Origin of the sequence: Myxococcus sp. MISCRS1 (assembly GCF_026626605.1) — a bacterium.
Taxonomy (GTDB): Bacteria; Myxococcota; Myxococcia; order Myxococcales; family Myxococcaceae; genus Myxococcus; species Myxococcus fulvus.
This window is the reverse complement of record NZ_JAPNKB010000001.1, coordinates 4,974,393-4,995,279: the sequence shown is the minus strand read 5'-3', so window position 1 is coordinate 4,995,279 and position 20,887 is coordinate 4,974,393. Positions and strand designations below refer to the sequence as shown.

The window sequence follows — 20,887 nt, the reverse complement described above, 5'->3', positions numbered from 1 at the left end:
GAGGCCGGATGCATTTCAACCCGCTCACCCTGCTCATCACGCAGCTCATCGTCATCATCGGCGTGTCGAGGTTGATTGGCCGGGGCGCGCGCTGGTTGGGCCAACCGCTGGTCATCGCGGAGGTGGTGGCGGGCATCGTGCTGGGGCCGTCGCTGTTGGGGTGGCTGGCGCCGGACCTGATGGACGCGCTGTTCCCGGCCAGCTCCATGCCCGTGCTCAAGATGTTGAGCCAGGTGGGCCTGGTGCTGTTCATGTTCCTCATCGGCCTGGAGCTGGACCCGAAGATGCTCAAGGGCCGGGGCCATGCGTCGGTGGCCATCAGCCACACGAGCATCGTCGTGCCCTTCATCCTGGGCGCGGTGGCGGGCGCGCTGTGGCTCTACAAGTCGCTGTCGGACCCGAGCGTGCCGTTCTCCTCGTTCGTGCTCTTCATGGGCGTGGCGATGAGCATCACGGCCTTCCCGGTGCTCGCGCGCATCCTCGCCGAGCGCGGGCTGCTGCAGTCGCGCATCGGCGCCATCGCGATTACGTGCGCCGCGGTGGATGACGTCACGGCGTGGTGCCTGCTGGCCTTCGTGGTGTCCATCGTCCGCGCGGCGAGCCTGGCGGAGGCGGCGCTCACCACGGCGTTCGCGGTGGGCTACATCGCGTTCATGCTGCTGGCGGTGCGGCCGTTCCTCGCCCGGCTGGGCGCGCGCGTGGCCAGCCGCGAGGGCCTGACGCAGAACGTGGTGGCGGGCACGCTGCTGTTGCTGCTCGCGAGCGCGCTCGCCACGGAGCTCATCGGCATCCACGCGCTCTTCGGCGCGTTCCTCTTCGGCGCCGTCATCCCCAAGGAAGGGGGGCTGGCCGAGGCGCTGGTGGAGAAGCTGGAGGACACGGCGGTGGTGCTGCTCCTGCCCCTGTTCTTCGCCTTCAGCGGCCTGCGCACGCAGATTGGCCTGCTCAACACGCCGGAGGCCTGGATGACCTGCGGGGTCATCATCCTGCTGGCCTGCCTGGGCAAGTTCGGCGGCAGCGCGGTGGCGGCGCGGCTGACGGGCATGCGCTGGCGCGAGGCGGGCGCCGTCGGCATCCTGATGAACACGCGCGGGTTGATGGAGCTCATCGTCCTCAACCTGGGCCTGGACCTGGGCGTCATCTCGCCCACGCTCTTCACCATGATGGTCATCATGGCGCTGGTGACCACGTTCATGACCACGCCGCTGCTGCGCCTCATCTACCCGCTGGAGGAGATGGCGCGCGACAAGCTGGAGCTGGCGCCGGCCACGGCCCCGGGCCTGACGCCCTACACGATGCTGATGTGCGTCTCCCATCAGCAGGCCGGGCCGGGCATGGCCACGCTGGCCAAGGCGCTCTCCGGCACGGAGGCCACGCAACTGCACGCCCTGCACCTGGTGCACCCGGAGCGCGTGTCCCTGCGCGAGGCCGAGCCGCGCGCAGGTGTGTCCGAGGAGTCCGCCGAGGGCGAGGGCGCGCTGGCGCCGCTGCTCGGCCGGGCGCGGAGCCTGGGGCTGTCGGTGCGGCCGCTGTCGTTCGTGTCCACGGAGCCCGCGCAGGACATCCGCCGCACGGCCGAGGCCCGGCGCGCGGACCTGGTGCTGCTGGGCTGGCACAAGCCGCTGTTCAGCCAGACGGTGCTGGGCGGCACGGTGCACGAGGTGATGAAGGACGCGGCCGGCGGCACGGTGGCGGTGCTGGTGGACCGGGGCCTGTCCGACGTGAAGCGGGTGCTGGTGCCCTTCATCGGCAGCCGGCATGACCGCGCGGCGCTGAAGCTGGCGCGGCGGCTGATGAAGCAGGCGGGCGCGGACGTCACCGTGCTGCACGTGACGTCCCACGAGAACACCCACGCGCGCGCGCAGGTGGAGGAGCTGTTCCCCGCGGCGGAGGGCTCGGCCGTGCGGCTGAAGGTGGTGCGGCACGAGTCCCCGGAGGACGCGGTGCTCGAGGAGATCCGCCAGGGAGGCTACGACCTGCTGGTGGTGGGCATGGGCGCGCAGTGGGGCCTGGAGGACCGCGTCTTCGGGCTGCACCGCGAGCGCATCATCCGGGACGCGCCGGGCTCGCTGCTCGTGGTGCACGACTCGGAGCCGGTGACCCAGGCCGTCGACGCCGCGGAGCCGGTCTCTCCGCGGACAGCGGCCTCGAGGAGCTGAGCACACCGCCATGCACCTGGGTGCGACGCTGCGGCTGTTGCGGGTGGACGCGGGCCTGTCCCTGAGGGACCTGGCCCGGCGCATCGGTGTGTCGAGCGCGTACCTCAGCCGGGTGGAGAACGGCGTGGACGCGCCGCCCACGGTGGAGCGGCTCACGGCGATTGCCCGGGAGCTGGATGTGCCCCCGGCGCTGTTGATGGACGTGGCCAACCGGGTCAGCCCCTACGTGTCCGAGTACCTGGAGGACGTGCCGGGCTCCGGGACGCTCTTCCTGGAGCTGGCGCGGCGCCGGCTGTCGGGGACGCAGCTGGCCCGGGTGCGCGACTTCCTGGACGCGGAGTTCCCGGTGCGCCGGGGGGCCGCGGACGCGCCGGTGCCGGCGCTGGCGCCGCTCCTGGCGCCCGAGCGGATGGTGCTCCAGCTGTCCTGCGAGGGCTGGGAGGACGTGCTGGACGTGGTGGCGGGGCGGCTGGCGGTGGAGCTGCCCGGCGTGGACGCGCCGCGCCTGGCGGAGAGCCTGCGCCGGCGCGACATGACGTCCTCGTGCGCGGTGGGCGGCGAGGTGGCCGTGCCCCACGTCTTCGTGCCGGGCGCAGCCCCCGTGGCGGCCCTGGTGACGCTGGCCAAGGGGCTGGCGGTGGACACGCCCGACGGCCGTCCGCTGCGGCTGGTGGTGGCGGCGGTGGACGGGGAGCTGGGGCGCGTGCGGCTGGTGCGCATGGCGCACGTGGCCCGGCTCGCCGCGCGAGGGCTGTCCGCGCGGCTCGGCGAGGCGCGCCAGCCCTCGCAGGTGTTCGCCATCCTGGAGGAGCTGGAGGCGCTGCGCTGAGGCTTTCTCCTCAAGCGACGCGCGCCCAGTTCACCCAGTCCCCCAGCTCGCGGTAGCCGAGCTTGCGGTACACGCTCCGGCCCTGCTCGGTGGCCTGGAGCACGGAGGCGGCGAGGCCCCGGGCGCGGGCCCCGGAGAGCAGGCCCTTCATCACCTCCGCGGCCAGCCCCCGGCCCCGCGCCTCCGGCAGCGTGACGACCATGTACACGCCCGCGGTGTCGTCCACGTCCAGGCTGAAGCCGCACGCCAGCGCGCGGCCCTGCTCGCGCGCGACCAGCGTGTGCACGGGCAGCCGGGGCGGCTGGTTCCACACGCAGAGGAGGTCGTCCCACTTGCCCCAGACGCGGATGTTGAGCGCCACCATCTCCTCCTGGGATTCGGTCTCCACGAGGGGGAAGGTGGGGCGCTCGTCCGGGATGTCCGCCAGCGCCAGCCCCATGGCGGGCAGCCGGTTGTCGGGGCGATAGCCGTGCGCGCCCAGCAGCCTGGCCCCTTCGTCCTGGCCGGGCAGCACCGCCACGCGCCAGGCGGGGATGCCCTGGCGCCGGTAGAAGTCCTCCAGCGCGGGCAGTCCCTCGGCGAGCGCCTGGGTCGTCCGGAAGCAGGCCTGCTGGAAGTGGGACTCGGCGGGATGGGTCGGCAGGCTGAAGGCATCCAGGCCCGGGGCGCCGAAGTGGCGCAGCATGCCCCGCTCCCGTTGCAGGTGCTTGAAGGCGATGACGTTGGTGAGGAGGCGGTCGTTCAGTTCGGCATCGGTCATGGGACGCCCCCAGCCTAGGGTGCCCGCGCCGGGCGGCGAACATCGCACCGCGCAAAAGCGCGCACCCGTCCTCCAGGACGGGTAGGGTGCGCCCGCACTCATGACGAGCCAGCGCTTCTACGCCTTCGACCCTCGCGTCCCCCGTATCGCGCTCTTCCTGGGCGCCTGCGTGCTGGCGGTATTGACGGCCTGGGCCCTGGCCAACGCCCAGGACGGCGGCGGCGTGCAGGAGCTGGCCCGCGCCGGGGTGAGCGCGGGGCTGATGCTCGCCTTCCTCGTGGCCCTCCACCGGCTGCGCCCGCGCACCGGCTGGGGCGTCACCCTGGACGCGCGCGGCGTGCGCGTGGCCCGCCCCTTCAGCGCCAGCGAGCTGGATTTGCACTGGGGCCAGATTGATTCGGTGCGCCGGCTCGGTCGGCGGGGGAACGTGCTCGGTCTGTTCCTCAAGGAAGAGGGACGGGTGCTCGTCACCCGGCATCTCTTCGCCCGCAAAGCTGTTTTCGAGGAGTTGATCTCCGCGCTGGAGGAGCGCCTGCCGCCGCCGCGGTTCGACGCCTGAACCCCCGCTCCCGGGGCGCCGCCGCCCGAGGGGGCGGCCAAGCGATTTTCACGAATATTTACGCAGCTTTGCGCGGGCTCGTTACTCTTGTTCAGTGTGCCTCTAAATGGTAGGCACAGGCCTTCTGCAAGGCTCCTTTTCCCAAGGACAGCATCACATGGAAAAGACCCCCGCTACTGGCGCCGAGGTCGCTTTGCCGCCCGTGGAGTATGGGACCGATAGCATCACCAAGCTCGAGGGCCTGGAGGCCGTTCGCAAGCGCCCTGGCATGTACATCGGCGACACGATGACCTACGGGCTCCACAAGCTCGTGTACGAGGTCGTCGACAACGCCGTGGACGAGGCGCTCGCGGGCCACTGCACGGACATCGAGGTCGTCATCCACGTGGACGGCTCGCTGAGCGTCCAGGACAACGGGCGCGGCATCCCCGTGGGTCCTCACCCCGACCCCAAGTTCAAGGGCAAGGACACGCTGGAGGTCGTCCTCACGGAGCTGCACGCCGGCAGCAAGTTCGGCAACGGGGCCTACAAGGTCTCCGGCGGACTGCACGGCGTGGGCGTCACGTGCGTGAACTTCCTCTCGGAGTGGTTCAAGGTCCGCGTCCAGCGCGCCGGCAAGGTGTTCGAGCAGGCCTACTCCCGAGGCGTCTCGCAGGGGGCGCCGCAGGAGGTGGGCACCACCGACAAGCGCGGCACGCTCATCGCGTTCAAGCCGGACAGCACCGTGATGGAGACGGTGGACTTCAACTTCGAGACGCTCAGCCAGCGGCTGCGTGAGCTGGCGTTCCTCAACGCGGGGCTGCACATCAGCATCCGCGACGAGCGCACGAACAAGGAGCACGACTTCAAGTTCGACGGAGGCATCTCCTCGTTCGTGGAGTTCCTCAACAAGTCGAAGCAGGTGCTGCACGACAAGCCCATCGCCTTCCAGGTGGAGAAGGACGGCGTGTCGCTCGAGCTGGCCATGCAGTGGAACGACGGCTACGACGAGCGCATCTACACCTTCGCCAACAACATCAACACCCACGAGGGTGGCAGCCACCTGTCCGGCTTCAAGGCCGCGCTGACGCGCACGCTCAACAGCTACGCGGAGAAGGGTGGCCTCTGGAAGGACCTGAAGGAGGCGCCCGCGGGCGAGGACGCGCGCGAGGGCCTGTCCGCGGTCATCTCCGTGAAGCTGCCCAACCCCCAGTTCGAGGGGCAGACGAAGACGAAGCTGGGCAACAGCGAGGTGAAGGGCCTGGTCGAGCAGATGGTCAACGACCAGCTCGCCACCTTCCTGGAAGAGACGCCCATGGTGGGCAAGAAGATCGTCGCCAAGATTGGCGATGCGTGCCGGGCGCGCATCGCGGCGCGCAAGGCGCGTGAGACGGTGCGCCGCAAGGGCGTGCTGGACGGCGGCGGCCTCCCCGGGAAGCTGGCGGACTGCCAGAGCCGCGACCCGCACGAGAGCGAGCTGTACATCGTCGAGGGTGACTCCGCAGGTGGCTCCGCGAAGCAGGGGCGGGACAGGCGCAACCAGGCCATCCTCCCGTTGCGCGGCAAGATTCTGAACGTGGAGAAGGCGCGCTTCGAGAAGATGCTGACGAGCGCCGAAATCGTCACGCTCATCACGGCGCTGGGCACGGGCATCGGGCCGGAGGACTACAACCCGGAGAAGTCGCGCTACCACCGCATCATCCTGATGACGGACGCCGACGTGGACGGCAGCCACATCCGCACGCTGCTGCTGACGTTCTTCTTCCGGCAGATGCCGGAGCTCCTGCAGAAGGGCTACCTCTACATCGCGCAGCCGCCGCTCTACAAAGTCACGCGCAACAAGAAGGACAAGTACGTCAAGGACCAGCGCGCGCTGGACGAGTACCTGCTGGGCATCGCCACGGAGCACGGGCGGGTGCTGACGCCCTCGGGGGAGGTGGGTGGGGCGGACCTGAAGGCGCTGCTCGAGAAGGTGATTACGTACGAGGAGCGGCTGGAGAAGCAGGCGAAGCGGCGCGACGCGCGGGTGGTGGACGCGGTGGTGCAGGGCGCGCGGCTGACGTCGGAGGTGCTGGGCGACGAGGCGGCGCTGGCGGCGGCGGTGAAGGGCGCGTACGCGGAGTTCGAGCGGCGCATGCCGGACGTGCTGGGCCGGGTGTCGCACGAGGTGGAGACGGACACGGAGAACGGGACGAAGAAGCTGGTGTTCCGCACGGACGTGAACGGCGCGATGCGGCCGACGGTGTTCGACCACGCGTTCCTGTCGTCGCCGGAGTACGTGGAGCTGGTGGCCCTGCGGGATGCGTTCAAGTCCCTGGGGGACGCGCCGTACAAGGTGAAGGTGGATGCCGGGACGGTGACGGCGTACTCGGTGCAGGAGGTCCACGCGGCGCTGCGCAAGGACGCGCAGAAGGGCCTGGGCCTGCAGCGCTACAAGGGTCTGGGCGAGATGAACCCGGAGCAGCTCTGGGACACGACGATGAATCCGCTCACGCGCACGCTGCTGCAGGTGCGGGTGGAGGACGCGGTGGAGAGCGACGAAATCTTCTCGCTGCTGATGGGCGAGGCGGTGGAGCCGCGGCGCGAGTTCATCGAGCGCAACGCGCTGGACGTGCAGAACCTCGACATCTGAGGCGGCGTCTCCCGGCCTGAGGCCGGGGATGCGCGGACTCATGGGGCGCGGTGCCGGAAGCAGGCGCCGCGCCCCGTGTCGTTTCAGGGGCCTGGGGTGGAGTACGCCGAGGCTTCAGCGCCCGCCACCGCGGGGGCCACCGCCCCGAGGGGGCTTGCCACCGAACCCTCCGTCACGGGGCCCGAGCGGACGCGCGGGCAGGGTGATGGCCTCGCCATCGAGCGTGGCCTGTCCACACTCGGGTCCGAACACCAGCGTGTTCGTGGAGCCCTCCGCGTTCGTCCGCACCTGCGTGCCGGCGAGCGGCCACGCGCAGACGGACGGTGGCACCCGGATGATGCCGGTGAGCGTCACCGAGGACGCGCTGCCATCCGCGAGCGTGGCGGTGAGCGTGCCGTTGCTGGTGCGCGTGGGCGTGTCCGCCTCCGCGTCGAAGCTTTCCTCCAGCGAGCCCGTGAGGTGCAGGCTGTCGAGCACCACGCCTTCCGCGTCGAGGTGCGTGCGCGTCGTGTCGACGGTGACAGCGCGGCTCAGCGTCTGGCGAGCGCCGGGCACTCGCACCGAAGTGGAGGCGATGCTGCCCGCCATCTTCGCGCTCCGGCCATCCTCCAGGGTGTGGGTGATGTCGTGCGTGGACTGCTGCTCGAAGCGCAGCGGCGCGTCCTCACCGCACGCCTCGACCGGAGCGATGGCCGTCACCACCTCCACCGTGCCCGAGGAGACCACACCCGTGGCCTCACCGCGCTCGGAGTCCTCGGGCCGGGGGTCGCCACCGGGCGCGGGCGGCCGCTCCCATCCACAACCTCCGCCACGGGGCCCACGTGCGCGCGCCTCGCAGTCGGTCCAGGACAGGTGGAGCTCGGAGGGGAAGCCCTGTCCGCAGACCTCCACCTCGGCGGTCTCCGGCTCGGCGTCGCACTGGAAGCCCTCGTGCTCCCAGCGACGCACCTCGAGCGGCAACCCCTCCAGGAACCGGGAGCCGAGAGGCACGTCCGCGGACTGCGCCTCGTTGATGGCTCCCGCGACGGCGACCACGGCTTGCTGCTCGGTGGTGTCCTGCGTCTTCTGGGCGCCACAGCCCGCGCCAACCAGCGCGGCCGCCAACATGCCTGCCTTGAGCTTCATGGTGTCTCCCCGCAACACACGTCGAAGCGCGCGCCGGCCCCGCGCACGAGAACCAAGGTAGGGGACAAACCTTGCGCAGTTCTTAAGCCCCGGTTGACGCGGTGGCCCCACCCGGGGGACGCAAGGGGGCATGTACATCCCCCGCCACTTCGAGGAACGGGACGCGGAGCGTCTCCTGTCGCTGATGACGCGGCACGCCTTCGCCGTGCTGGTGACGATGGACCAGGACGGCGCGCCCTTCGCCACGCACCTGCCGTTCCTCGTCGAGCGGGACGCGGCGGGCGCGCTGCGACTGCTCGCGCACATGGCGTTGCCGAACCCGCAGTGGCGCGCGTTCCCCGCCGAGCGCGACGCGCTGGTCATCTTCCAGGGGCCCCACGCCTACGTGTCACCCACCTGGTACACGACGGGCTCCCAGGTGCCCACGTGGAACTACGCCACGGTGCACGCGTACGGCAGGCCCAGCGTCATCGAGTCTCGCGACGAGGTGCTGCGCATCCTGCGAGACACGGCGGCGCGCTACGAGGCCGGCAACGCTCCACCGTGGACGATGGAGCAATCCCAGGAGTACGTGAACCGGCTGCTCGGCGGCATCGTCGCGTTCGAGCTCCGGGTGACGCGGCTGGAGGGCAAGTTCAAGCTCAGCCAGAACAAGGGCGAGGCGGACCGCAAGGCCGTCATCTCGGCGCTGGAGCACAGCCCGTTCCCGGGGGACGGCGAGCTGGCGGCGCTGATGCGCTCACGCGAGGAGCCTGGATAGACTCGTGGGCCCGGTGCCCTCCTCGGCTCCGCGCCCACGTGCCTTTCCCGTCTTGTCGAGCCGGGCCACGAGTGCGACACGGGCCCCGATAGCCCTTACGGCGGGAAGCTGTCATCTCGCCTCGCGCCCCGTCTGAATGCGGGGTGCGACAGGGACAGGTTAGGCACCCCGCCCAGGTCCGGGAACGCATGTCGCCGAGCCCCCGATGAACGGCTCCGGCTCATGCTCGCCGACCGGGAGGCGCATGGAGGGCTCGCCCCGTCGCCTGCTACCCCAGAGCGGAGGGGGCAGGTCGACCCAGCACCTGGGCACGTGAGCGAGCGAAGCCGGGGCCCGCGTGTCTGTCGTCCGCGTCCACCGCCTCTCCGCGCGGCCGACCTCCCTGGATGGCGGCGCCACGAGGAGGACGCCGCTCGCGAGAAGCGTCCGTTCCGACTGGGCCTGACTACCGCTCCGAGCGGCGCGAGCCCTTGAGCGCGGCGGCGCGCTCCTTGCGCGTCATCGCCGTGGCATCGACGATGTCCACCTCGAGCGCGCCCTGGTTGTCCTCGCGCTTCACGTCCGGGAAGAAGCAGCGCAGATCCTCGGTGTCGGTGATCTGGTAGCGCTTGCCCGTCTCGAGGATGCGATGGGTGGCGCGCACCGAGGCCGGCTCCGTGCCCCGCTCGACGCACAGCATCTGCTGGATGCGCCCATTCGCCCCGGGGCGCACCTCCGCGAAGTCGTCGCGCACCGTGAACAGGTACGTCGCGCGCGGATTCAGGCCGCGCAGCACCACCTGGTGCTCGGGCTTGAGCTGCAGGGCGTGCTCCTTCGCGTCGAACGTGAGCGAGCGCGGAGGCACATACGCGGACTGCCGGAGGTTCACGCGCACCGTGCCGCTGTTGTCCTCCGGCCCATTGTCATCCACCGCGAACACATGCAGCCTGCGAGCGTTCTTGATGGTCCGCGTGGACGCGCTCAACAACCCGAAGCTCGAGTCCGCCGGGCCCTCGCCCTCGATGAAGTACACCAGCGTCCCCGACGCGGTCCCCCGACCCTCGGCCAGCGACGCGCTGCCCTGCGTCCACACCGAGTAGGACAGCGAGGGGTTCAGGTCGATGGAGGCCGTCGAGTACTCGGGGATGGGCGCCGCGTTGTACTGGGGCCGCAGCACCAACAGCCGCGTGGGGTAGTCCACCTCATGAAGTGCCCGCTGCGACGCGGTCATCTTCTCGACCGCGGCCTGCGGCTGCTCGGCGGGCTTGCCCTCCGCCGCCACGGCCACCGTGCCCGCGTCGTCCGTCGCCGCGCCGCCGCCATCCTGCTCGGCCCCGACGAGGGACACGACGTCGTCATCCGCCTTGTCGTCCACGGGCGCCACCGCGACGGGCGCGGGCTCCGGAGGCTTGAGCGCCTCCAGCTCCGCGTTCATCGGCTCCAGCAACACCGACGCCGGGGTGAAGCGGCGGATCCACGTCGAATACCCGGGCATCGTGAGCGCCAGGGTGTTGGCCTCGCCCACGCGCACGCCGTCCAGCGTCACGGGCGTCTTGCCCGGCACGTCCTTGCCGTTGAGGTTCACGCTGGCGCCCGCGGGCGTGGACGTGATTCGCAGCGTGGTGGTGTGGACCGCCACCGCCTCCGGGGGCGGGTCGGACTTGATGACGAAGTGGTAGAAGAGCGCGACGAACAGCAGGACGATGGCGGACCCGAACATGTAGAGGGTCATCGTCCGCATGTCCTTCTGCCGCTTCGCCCCGCGCTCGGCCTCCTCGCGGGCCAGCTTCTCGCGAGCCTCGTCCGCCGCGGTGCGGAACCCCGTCCCCGTATACGTGCGCGCCGAACCCGAGGGCTGCGGCGCCACCGCCTGCGCGGTGACGACGGGAATTTCCACCGGCGTGTCCCGGGGGTCGTCGCCCATCGCGGCCACGGCGGCGGGGACCACCGTGGGCACGTACGTCTTGAGGATGTCGATGCCCGCGTCCGTGGCGGGCTCGTCCGGAAGCTCCGGGACGGGCGGACCGGGGCGCTCGTAGGAGCCGGACTTGCGGCCCGCGCCGGTGGTCTCCGCGCGCGGGATGCCGGTGTTCGTCGCACGGCGTCCACCCGCGCTCGACACCTTGCGCATGTCGGGGTTGCTGCCCGGCGCGGAGCGTCGCGCGCCGTCACTCGGGGGCCGCGCGCCTCCCTCGCTGCCGGGCCTGGAGCGCATGCCGGGGCTCGAGGGCCGCGACACGCTCCCCGACGACAGGGGCCGGGCCCGGCCCTGCGACGGCTCCACGATGCCCGCCTGCCACAGCGCGACCTGCTCCTTGAAGGCGGGCGTCACCTCCGCCTTGCGCCCCTCCGCCATCAGCTCCTCGGCGAAGAGGTACGCCATGAGCTGCGACAGCATCGTCGGCGTGAAGCGCGGGTTGTCGCGGTAGAGCAGCTCCACCAGCGACTCGCTCAGCTCCTTCGCCGTCTGGTAGCGCGCCTCCCGGTCGATGGCCATCGCGTTGCCGATGACCGTCTCCAAGTCCGGGCTCACCGTCGGGTTGTTCGCCGACGGCGGCAGACAGTCCCCCGTGAGGATGCGCGGCAGGACGGTGACGAACTCGCCCTCGTAGGGGCGCTTGCCGCACACCATCTCGTAGAGCACCACGCCCGCCGCGTACACGTCCGTGCGGGCGTCCAGGTCCTGCCGGCCCTGCGCCTGCTCCGGGGAGAAGTACGGGTACTTGCCCTTGAGCGTGCCCGGAGACGTCTTCGCCTCCACGGCGCTGGTGGCCTTGGCGATGCCGAAGTCGATGACCTTGACCTCGCCCTCGTAGGAGATGAGGACGTTGTCGGGCGAGACGTCCCGGTGCACCAGGCCCATCTCCACGCCGTCCTCGCCCACGTGGCGGTGCGCGTAGTCCAGGCCGTCACACAGCTTGCTGGCCACATGCAGCGCGAGCGGCTCCGGGAAGAACCCCATGCCCGCGCGCTGCGCGCGGCGCAGCACCTTGGACAAGGGCTGGCCCTGCACCAGCTCCATGGCGATGAAGTACTGGCCGCCCACCTCGCCGAAGTCGAAGACCTGCGCGATGTTGCTGTGGCTCATGCTGGCCACCAGCCGCGCCTCGCCGATGAACATCTCGACGAAGTCCGCCTCGTCCACGAAGTGGGGGAGGATCTGCTTGATGACGCAAGGCTTCGTGACGCCCGCGGCCCCCGTCATCCGGGCGCGGTAGGTGACGGCCATGCCGCCCGCGGCAATCTTCGAAAGAAGGACGTACTTGCCGAACTGCTGAGGGGGGGATTCCGCCACGTTTACAAGGCCAGGTCAGGTCGTCGTGAAACACCAAGCATACTCTTGTTCCATTGAAAGTCCCGGAACGGGCTCCAGTCGCATGCGAACGCGTCACCAGGGTGTTCCGTGCCTCGGGGCCTGGTGGAAAACCGAGACCTGAGTCATCCCTCACCTCGCCCGGGTGGCCTGTCGCGGGGGTGTGACAGCTCTCGGACTGAGGGGGCTGGGGGTCTCAGAATGATTCGTCGCGGTCGGGGGATAATCCGGGGTCCGGGGGATTGTGGCGAAGAGTCGCCGTGATTCCGGAGGGTTGTGGGAGCCGCGCCCGAGACTGTCGGGTCGCTTCACATTTCTTCACGGACGTGTCCGGCGCGCGCGGGGGAAGGGCGGTTATGTAGGCCGGCACGGCCGCGCGGGCCGGTGGTGGAGGGCGGTCGGCCTTCTTCCGGAGAAACGAGGCGACGCCGATGTTGTCCGAGCTGTCCTCCCGCTCGAGGCCCCTTGCCCTGGTGGTGATGGGCGCATTGCTCGCGTTGCCGATGCGTGGGCGGGCGCAGGAGCTGGAGGCGGTGAGACCCTCCGCGTTCGATCTGCTCGCCCGGAGTCCGGAGCTGGGCGGGTCGGACATCCCGAGGGACCTGCCAGGTCGCGTCACGGTGGGGCCCGCGATGCGGCCGGGGGTGGAGCCTCCCGAGGCGCAGACGTCCTCCCCGGACGAGCACCTCGAAGGCGAGTCGGACTTCCCGCTCAGGGTCCTGACCGACAGGGACCTGGCGAGCAGAGCCACGGTGGCGCCGAGCGAGGGCGCGTTGACGTTGATGCCCGCGTCGTCGACGGCCGGGCCGCGCGAGTTCAAGGTGCTGCCCGCGGTGGTGTCGGTGGTGCCGGGGCTCTTGTTCCACGGGTTGGCGCCGGCGGTGGCGGGGGATGGGCACACGGCGAAGCGGCTGTTCGCGTTGGAGGGCACGGGGCTGGGGCTCATCGCGTTGGGCGGCGTGCCCATCGCGCTCACGGGTGCGTCGCGGAAGACCATCGCGCCGCTGTACGCGGTGACGCTGGCGGGCTTCAGCGTGTTCGGCATCTCGGCGCTCGCGAACCTGTACTCGGTGGCGTCGCCGGCGTTCGACCCGGGGGTGCCTCCGCCGTCGTTGCCGCCGCTGGAGCTGGAGATGGGCTACCAGTACGTGAGCGACACGTCGTTCGACTACGACCACTTCGTGTCGTTGGGCGCGGTGGCGCGCTTCGACGAGGTGCAGCTCCGGGCCACCGCGAGGCTGGCGCCGGACGAGGGCAACACGCAGGTGCGGGTGGGCGGGGCGTATCGGTTGCTCGGGGTGTCGGAGCGCAGGCTCGAAGGCTCGGACGGGTCCTCGCTGGACGCGGAGCTGGTCGGGTTGTTCCACCGCTTCCCCACGGAGGGCTTCGCCGTCATCGGCGGAGACGTGGGGCTGCGAGGCCGCTACGCGATGGCGCGGGTGAGCCCGTCCCTGGCGGGCTCGTTCGCCGAGGTGAGCCTGGGCATGTCGATGCAGGGCTACACGTACTTCGGCCCGGTGGACGACGGGAACCTGCACACCCAGCTGCTGTTCACGTTCGGCTACGGCGTGTGGCTGGGGCGCGGAGGCGGGCCGTTCAGGGGCGAGGCGATGCTGTACTACGACCATCGCAAGGATGACTTCGCGGGCGGGGTGCGCTCGTTGGGCGGCGGCGTGGTGGGCAACTTCGGTCTGCGCGGGCGCGTGCTGCTGACGGACGCGTGGGGCGTGGCCGCGGAGGCGCAGGCGGGTGGAGCGCTCGTCGGACGCCTGTCGCTCATCTACGCGTTCGGAGGTGACCTGTGATGCACGAGCGCATGTGTACCGACTCCGCGTCGGGACGTCGTGAGCGGACGCGGGAGAGGACCGAAGTGGCGAGGCGTCGGTCTCTCAGGTCCGCGCTGACGTTGCATGGGAGTCGCGCCGCGAAGCAGGGCGCGAGGACGCGTGGTGTCGGCGTGTCGGGTCAGGGAGGAGCGCTGTGATGCGGCTCGGAAGCGTGGGCGTGGTGTCGGCGCTGTTGCTGGCGGGGTGTCTGCGTCCTGCGGAGAACCGCGCGATGCGCGACCTGAAGGTCGGGCAGGCGGAGGGCGGTGGACTCTCGCTCGTGGTGGAGGACGGGCTCGCGGCGGTGCGCGGCGTGGAGTCCGGAGGCGTGACGTTGTGGGGCAACGCCCCGGTCTTCACCGCGCGCGCCACGCTGGACGCGAGCGCGACGACGAACTGGCTCATCACGGTCCGCAACGCGATGCCGGACGCACAGCTCGTCGCGGAGCTGGAGGACGGCGAACTGCTCGCGGTGGAGCCCGTGCCCCATTCGATTCGCACGGTGAAGACCTGGCGCGTGCAACTGCGCGCGGGCGCGGTGGCGAAGCTGCACGTCGCGCCGCCGGGCTGGGACTCCGCGGAGCCGTTCCGCTTCGCGGCGCTGGCGGACGTACAGGAGGCGCTGCCTCGGGTGGGAGACATCTACGCGCGCCTGTCGAAGGACCCCACGCTGCGCTTCATCCTCTTCTCCGGAGACCTGACCGAGAACGGCACGCGCGAGCAGCTGCTGGAGTTCCAGGAGCGCCTGGAGGCGGGCTCGCCCATCCCGCTGTACGCGACGCTCGGCAACCACGAGACCTTCTCGAAGGACGCGGAGGAGTACACGGCGCTCGTGGGCCGGGGCAACCAGAGCTTCATCTTCCAGGGTGTGCGCTTCACCGTGGTGGACTCGAGCAATGGCACGCTGGACCCCATCGTGGAGGAGCAGCTCGACGGGTGGCTCGCGTCGTCGCGACACGGCACGCACGTGGTGTCGATGCACGTGCCGCCCCAGGACCCGGTGGGCCTGCGCGGCGGCGGCTTCGCGAACCGCGGCGAGTCCGCGAGCCTGGTCGGCAAGCTCGCGCGCGAGGGCGTGGACCTGACGCTCTATGGCCACATCCACTCGTACTACTCGTTCACCAACGCGGGCATCCCGGCCTTCATCTCCGGAGGCGGCGGCGCGATTCCGGAGACCTTCGATGGGGTGGGCCGTCACTACCTCGCGGTGGACGTCGGCGCGAACGAGGGGCTGCGCGAGGCGGCCCTGGTGCGCGTGGACTGACGCCGGAACGTCGGCACTGAACGAAGCGTCAGCCGGCGGTGTGTGGGAGGAAACGCGCGCGGGGCCGACAATCCGGCCTCGCAGCGTACCCTCTTGATCTGACACTGAACACGTGAGCAGATGGCGGCCCTACCGCGAGGAGCCAGGAGGCCCGCCATGTTCGATTCGAACGAGAACGACCCCATTTCCCCGGCGCTGCGTGCGCTGCTCGAGCTGTTCACCACGGAGCTGGCGGAGGTGCGCTTCCCGGACATGAGCGGGGACGTGCTGGACGACGCCGCGGCGCAGGTGCGAGCGAAGGCGGAGGCGGTGGCCCAGGCGCAGGCGGCGCTGGAGGCGGCGCGCCAGGGGCTGCAGGAGAGCCAGGACGCGCTGCTGCAGAAGGGCCAGCGCGCGCTGGCCTACGCGCGGGTGTTCTCCGAGGAGAACCCGGAGCTGGCCACGAAGCTGGACGCCATCCACCTGCCGCGTCCGGTGCGCAAGGGGCCGAAGTCGGAGGGCGCCACCTCGGAGCCGGTGGCCGCGGCGAACGGCAACGAGGAGAACGCGCCGAAGCGCCGGGGCCGCCCCCCCAAGGCGCGTCCCGCGCAGGGCGCGTCCCTCTTCTCCGAGGGCGCCACCGCCGAGTCCCTGGCCATCGCCCACGAGGGCAACGGCGTGCTGCCCTCCGCGTAGCGCGAGGGAAGTCGCGTCACACGGAGGAGGGCAGCACCCACTGCCTTGAAAAACCGCGGCCCGGACGCGAGGCCTTCCCGGAGCCCCCCTCCGGAAGAGACCCGCGCCGGGCCACGAGACCGCCCGACCTCCGCGCTCAACGCACGGACGCCGGGCGGGTACACCCGAGACGACTCAGTTCTGCGGGAACGCCGTCCAGCCAGCCATCCAGTTGGTCGTACCGAACGCGCCCACGAAGCGAGCGCTGGTGTCGAAGCCCGCGCCCGGCGTGGCCGCGTTGTCCGGGTTGAGCAGCGGCGAGCCCGCCTTCGGCAGGAAGTTCGGCGCCGTCAGGTTCGTCGCGTCCGTCAGCTGCGGGTCCTGCACCTTCACGCCGTTGGCGGAGACCAGGATCTTCTCCGCCTCGTTGAAGCGGCTCACGTCCGGGTCCACCGTCACGCCGCCCTCCACCTTCGGATTCGGCGCGAACGGGATGGTGTCCGTCAGGTTCGCGTTGTCCCAGAAGAAGGTGTTGCGGATGGACAGCCGCGAGTCACCGGCCTCGTTGAACAGCGCCGCGGAGGCCTCGCCGTCCACGTCCACCGCCTGGTCCTTGAAGTACGCGACCACCGCGTTGCGCAGGCGGATGCCGGCGCCGGTGTTGAACACCAGGCCCTCCTGCGAGGGGTTGCCACCCGGGTCCGCGTTGGAGCCGATGAACGTCGCGTTCCAGATCTCCGGCGCGCTGATGGGCTCCTGCGTCGGCGTCGTCTTGTGGCTGGACGCCTCGATGCCGCGGTCGCCCACGCGCGGGCTCTGCTGCACCACCAGGAACTGCACCTTGCCCGTGTAGCCCAGGTCGTAGTCCAGCGCGTCGTCGTCCGCCTGCGTGATGACGATGTGCTTGAGGGGCGCGGTGCCACCGAACATCTCGATGCCGTCGTCCAGGCCCAGGTGGACCTGCACGTAGTCGATGTCCGTCGCGGAGCCGCAGCCGCCCACGGTGAGGCCGTTGAGCTCGTTGTTCGGCGCCAGCTCGAAGCCGGCGAACTCGATGCGCGCGTACTTCAGCGTGCCGCAGCTGTGCGCGTCGTCCTGGCCGCCGTACTTCGTCTGCTCGTTGCCGCTGGTGGCGAAGAAGCCCTCGACGGTGGTCTCACCGCCGGAGACGTTCAGCCGCGCCTTGCCCAGCAGCACCACGCCGCCCCAGTCGCCCGCCTCGCGCTGTCCTTCCGCCTTGGAGGACGTGAAGACGATGGGCTTGTCCGCCGTGCCCACCGCGTTGATGCGCGCGTTGCGGGTGATGATGAGCGCGCTGCCCGTCTCACCCTTCACCGTGGCGCCCGCCTCGATGGTGAGCGTGCCGCTGTTGACGAAGACGTACTTCTTCAGCACGTAGGTGTTGCCCGCCTTCCAGGTCGTGTCCGCGGTGATGTCCTGGGAGACCTCCACCGTCTCCGGGTTGGTGGGCTCCGGGTTGGTGGGAGGCGGGTCCTTCTTGTCGTCGTCGCCGCAGCCGGCGGCACCAACCACCAGGCTGGACATGATGAAGAGGGAGGCGAACAAGCGCTTCATGACGAGACTTCCTTTCGGGAGGGGAACTACAGGGAGAGGCCCAGCGACGCGGAGAACGCGAGGCCCGGGCGGAACTCGACGAGGGCGATGTCGCCCTGCTGCAACTTGATGCGGGAGTTGAGGAGGTTGGACGCGGTCAGCTTCAGCTGCGTCGACTCGGTGAGCTTCTGCGTGACGGCCAGGTCCACGCGGTGGAAGGGCTGCTCGTAGACGTCCGGCAGGTTGTCCGTGCCCACCTCGGCGATGCGGCGGCCGTACACGTTGTAGAGCAGCGCCACTTCCGTGCCGCTCTGCTGCCGCTCGTACCCGAGGTTGACGTTGATGACGTAGGGCGACTGGCCCTGCAGCGGGCGCTTGGAGTTCGTCTGCAGGCCCTGCACGTTGCCCAGATCGATTTCGGACTGGATGAGCGTGAGGTTGGCGCCCACCTTCACCGGCTGCAGCGTGGGGGTGAGGCGCCCCAGCGACGCGCGCGCCTCCAGCTCCAGGCCGTAGGTGTTGGCGGCCGGCGTGTTCTCGAAGTTCATGTCGCCGGAGCCCACGGAGTTGATGACGCGCTCGATGGGGTTCTGGAAGCGCTTGTAGAAGGCGCTGGCGGCGAGGACCTCGTTCTCCCCGGCGAACCACTCGACGCGGGCGTCCACGTTGTGGATGCGCGTCTGCACCAGGTCCGGGTTGCCGGAGATGTTGCGGCGGCGCACGAAGTCGTAGAACGAGAAGGGCGCCAGCTCCCGGAAGGACGGCCGCGCCAGCGTGTAGCTGTAGCCGGCGCGCAGGTTCACCGTGGGGGTGAGCGCGTAGATGGCGTTGAGCGACGGCAGCCAGTCCAGGTAGTTGACGTCGTTGCGAGACGCCTCCACGTCGGTGAACTGGTTGAGCGCGACCAGCTCCTGGCGCGAGCTCTCCAGGCGCACGCCGCCCACCAGGCGCAGGGACTCGGTGGGGGTGACGTCCGCGGTGACGTAGCCGGCGAAGATGCCCAGCGACGCGTCATACGCGTCCGAGTCCGGACGGGTGCTCTCCTGGATGCGCATGCCGTTGCCCAGGTAGTCGCTGCTGAAGAGCACCTCGGGCGGCAGGAAGCGGTCCACGTCCGAGTTGGGGCTGAGGCTGTAGCGGAAGCGGCGGGCGCGGAAGTCGCGGAAGGACAGCTGGGTGAGGCCGCCCACCTTCACGCGCACGTCGCTGAAGGGCACGGTGACGTTGAGGCTGCCGCCGAAGGACGTCTCGCCCAGGTCGGCGAAGAAGCGCTCGCCGCTGTTGGCCTGGTTGGGGAAGGACATGCCGCCGGAGGGGTTGCCCAGGTTGTCGCTGTAGAGCGAGTCGCGGGTGTCCGGCTCGTCGCGGTCCACGCGGGAGAAGTTGGCCTGCCAGTCCACCTCCGAGTCGCCGAACAGGCCGATGCGGTGGAAGCCGCGCAGCTGGTTGAAGGACAGCTGCCGGACGATGAACTGCAGGCGGCTGCCCTGGTAGAGGTCGCCCTTGAGCGAATCCACGCCGTCGCTGGTGGTGGTGCGCGTCTCGGTGCCGCGGGTGTAGAGGCTGAAGAGGGTCAGCTCGTTGTCGCGGTCCAACTGGTAGCCCACGCTGGCCAGGCCGCTCAGGTTGGCGACCTCGGTGCCCAGCTGCGTCTGGGCGTCGTCGTAGCTGACGAAGTCGCCGCGCAGGTCATACGCGGCCTTGGTGTACTGGGTGCGCTGGGTGTTCTCGCGGTGCCCGTAGTTGACGGTGGCCAGGTAGCCCAGGCGCTTGTTCTCGAAGCGCAGCGTGTCGCCGAGCGACGCGCTCAGGCCCATGTTCGGCAGCGCGGTGGTGCGGCGCGCGTTCCACACGTTGTTGAAGCTGTTCCACTGGCGGGTCAGCTCCTCGCGCGACTCGCCGCCGTTGCCCAGGGCGTGGTCGGTGGGGATGGCTGCGGGCAGGCGGCGGGTGTCGCCGGGGAAGCCGAGGAACTCCATGGCGCCGCCGCCGCGCTGGGCGTTGCGACCCTGGAAGGTGGACTCGGTGTCGCCGCCGAAGGTGATGCGCGGCTTGAACTCGAACTGGCTGGGGTAGGTGTTGGTCTCGATGAGCAGCGTGCCGCCGCCGAAGGAGCCGGGCAGGTCGGCGGTGTAGCTCTTGACCACGTTGAGGTTGGCGAGCAGGGACGTGGGGAAGAGGTCCAGCGGGACGCTGGGCTCGTCGGGCTCGGGGCTGGGCAGGAGCGCGCCGTTGAGCAGGGTGGTGGTGTAGCGGCCGCCCAGGCCGCGCAGGAGGACGTAGCGGCCATCGACGACGGTGGCGCTGACCACGCGCTTGACGGCGTCGGAGGCGCTGGAGTCGGGGGTGCGGGAGATCTCCTGGGCGCTGATGGCGTCGGAGACGGCGGCGGCCTTCTTGCGCTCCTGGAGCAGGGCGCCCTCGGCGCGGCGGTCCGCGCGGGCCTCGACGACGACCTCCTGCACGGCGCCCACGTCGGCGCTGAGCGCGACGTCGAGCTTGGTGGCCTTGCCCTGGGTGACGATGACGCCCGTGATTCGGCGGCCCTGGTACACGTCGTAGAAGACGCGCAGGTCGTACTTGCCGGGGGGGAGCGCGAGCCGGTAGTTGCCGTCCAGGTCCGTGAGCGCCTGCTTCTGCGCGCCCGTGACGACCTTCACGGTGGCCTCGATGAGGCCCTCCTGGTTCGTCTCGTCGACGACCTTGCCGTAGACGCCCGTGAAGCCCGCGGGGGGCTCGGAGGCCTCGGCCATCATCTCCTCGTCCTCGGCCGTCACGGCTTCGTCGGTCGCGATGCCCTCGGTCGGGACTTCCTCGGCGCCCGGCGTCTGCACGGTGGCGGGAGCCTGCGAGCCATCCGGCTGCACGGCGCCCGGGGGCTGCGCGCCATCGGGCTGCGTGGCCACGGTGGCGGGAGCCTGCGAGCCATCAGGCTGCACGGTGGCGGGAGCCTGCGTGGCGCCCGGCTGCGAGCCATTCGGCTGCACCGTGCCGGGAGCCTGCATGGCGCCCGGCTGCGAGCCATTCGGCTTCACCGTACCGGGAGCCTGCGTGGCGCCCGGCTGCGAGCCGTCCGGCTGTGCGGTGGAGCCCTGCTGCGAGACATCGGGCTGCACGGCGGCGGGGGCCTGCGTGGCGCCCGGCTGCGCGGCAGCGGGAGCCTGCGTGGCACCAGACCGCGGCGTGTTCGGCGCGGGTGAGTGCGGAGGTGTCTGTGATTGCTTCGTCCCGTCGGGCGCGGGCGCCATGCCGGGCGCCGAGGGGCGCAGCTCCTCCGACGGGGGCGCGTTGGGGTCCGTCACGGGCGGGACGACCTGCGTCTCCGTCCCGGACGGCGTGCTCTCCCCGCCGGGGCTGGAAGGGGTTTGACCGAGGGCCGCCACGGCGGGAGCGACGGGCTCCTGGCCGTTCATCCGCGAGAACGCGGGGCTGGTGATGAGGGTGAGCGCGGCCACGAGGGCGCGCGAAAAGCTTGCGGGAGACAACACGACTCT

General features: G+C 70.6%; 13 protein-coding genes. 8 read left to right on the top strand and 5 right to left on the bottom strand.

Translation table 11 applies throughout. From position 1 onward, the window contains the following. The first annotated feature begins 8 nt into the window (after nucleotides 1-8). Together OWM54_RS19680 and OWM54_RS19675 are read left to right on the top strand one after the other, a co-directional pair. Complete coding sequence (locus tag OWM54_RS19680; RefSeq protein ID WP_267698475.1) at nucleotides 9-2,159, top strand: cation:proton antiporter; 2,151 nt, start codon at nucleotides 9-11, stop codon at nucleotides 2,157-2,159. A 10-nt stretch (nucleotides 2,160-2,169) separates the two neighbouring features. Continuing rightward, a complete protein-coding gene (locus tag OWM54_RS19675; protein ID WP_267698474.1) occupies nucleotides 2,170-2,988 on the top strand; it encodes a helix-turn-helix domain-containing protein in 819 nt (272 codons plus the stop codon). Nucleotides 2,989-2,998: 10 nt separating this feature from the next. On the opposite strand, the gene OWM54_RS19670 is transcribed toward OWM54_RS19675, so the two are convergent. Further along, entirely contained in the window at nucleotides 2,999-3,748 is a 750-nt protein-coding gene (locus OWM54_RS19670) for a GNAT family N-acetyltransferase (RefSeq protein WP_267698473.1), read from the bottom strand. A 100-nt stretch (nucleotides 3,749-3,848) separates the two neighbouring features. On the opposite strand from OWM54_RS19670, the gene OWM54_RS19665 reads away from it, so the two are divergent. Further along, nucleotides 3,849-4,307 carry a hypothetical protein gene (locus tag OWM54_RS19665; protein WP_223782143.1) on the top strand — a complete coding sequence of 153 codons (459 nt, stop codon included), beginning with the start codon at nucleotides 3,849-3,851 and terminating at the stop codon, nucleotides 4,305-4,307. A 157-nt stretch (nucleotides 4,308-4,464) separates the two neighbouring features. Continuing rightward, nucleotides 4,465-6,918, top strand: a complete 2,454-nt coding sequence (gyrB, locus tag OWM54_RS19660) for a DNA topoisomerase (ATP-hydrolyzing) subunit B (protein WP_223751859.1) — start codon at nucleotides 4,465-4,467, stop codon at nucleotides 6,916-6,918. A gap of 114 nt (nucleotides 6,919-7,032) precedes the next feature. Here the strand turns inward: gyrB and OWM54_RS19655 are convergent, their stop codons facing one another. Continuing rightward, nucleotides 7,033-8,043 (bottom strand): hypothetical protein, encoded by a 1,011-nt coding sequence (locus tag OWM54_RS19655; RefSeq protein WP_267698472.1) that lies wholly within the window; start codon nucleotides 8,041-8,043, stop codon nucleotides 7,033-7,035. A 130-nt stretch (nucleotides 8,044-8,173) separates the two neighbouring features. Here OWM54_RS19655 and OWM54_RS19650 point away from each other — a divergent pair, with 130 nt between their 5' ends. Then, on the top strand, nucleotides 8,174-8,803 hold the full coding sequence (locus OWM54_RS19650) for an FMN-binding negative transcriptional regulator (protein ID WP_223751857.1): 630 nt from the start codon (nucleotides 8,174-8,176) through the stop codon (nucleotides 8,801-8,803). A 445-nt stretch (nucleotides 8,804-9,248) separates the two neighbouring features. On the opposite strand, the gene OWM54_RS19645 is transcribed toward OWM54_RS19650, so the two are convergent. Beyond that, the gene (locus OWM54_RS19645) at nucleotides 9,249-12,077 is read right to left on the bottom strand and encodes a protein kinase domain-containing protein (RefSeq protein ID WP_267698471.1); all 2,829 of its coding nucleotides are present in this window, start codon (nucleotides 12,075-12,077) and stop codon (nucleotides 9,249-9,251) included. 449 nt (nucleotides 12,078-12,526) lie between these two features. On the opposite strand from OWM54_RS19645, the gene OWM54_RS19640 reads away from it, so the two are divergent. The 3 genes from OWM54_RS19640 to OWM54_RS19630 all read left to right on the top strand — a co-directional run bounded on the left by OWM54_RS19640 (nucleotide 12,527) and on the right by OWM54_RS19630 (nucleotide 15,860). Beyond that, on the top strand, nucleotides 12,527-13,900 hold the full coding sequence (locus OWM54_RS19640) for a hypothetical protein (protein ID WP_223751855.1): 1,374 nt from the start codon (nucleotides 12,527-12,529) through the stop codon (nucleotides 13,898-13,900). Nucleotides 13,901-14,078: 178 nt separating this feature from the next. Further along, nucleotides 14,079-15,185: a metallophosphoesterase family protein gene (locus OWM54_RS19635; RefSeq protein WP_267698470.1), complete on the top strand. Its 1,107-nt coding sequence runs from the start codon at nucleotides 14,079-14,081 to the stop codon at nucleotides 15,183-15,185. A gap of 156 nt (nucleotides 15,186-15,341) precedes the next feature. Further along, nucleotides 15,342-15,860 (top strand): hypothetical protein, encoded by a 519-nt coding sequence (locus tag OWM54_RS19630; protein ID WP_223751853.1) that lies wholly within the window; start codon nucleotides 15,342-15,344, stop codon nucleotides 15,858-15,860. A gap of 174 nt (nucleotides 15,861-16,034) precedes the next feature. Here the strand turns inward: OWM54_RS19630 and OWM54_RS19625 are convergent, their stop codons facing one another. After that, complete coding sequence (locus OWM54_RS19625; protein WP_267698469.1) at nucleotides 16,035-17,414, bottom strand: hypothetical protein; 1,380 nt, start codon at nucleotides 17,412-17,414, stop codon at nucleotides 16,035-16,037. Between the two features lie 26 nt (nucleotides 17,415-17,440). Then, the gene (locus OWM54_RS19620; protein ID WP_420715381.1) at nucleotides 17,441-20,641 is read right to left on the bottom strand and encodes a TonB-dependent receptor domain-containing protein; all 3,201 of its coding nucleotides are present in this window, start codon (nucleotides 20,639-20,641) and stop codon (nucleotides 17,441-17,443) included. Nucleotides 20,642-20,887: the final 246 nt, after the last annotated feature.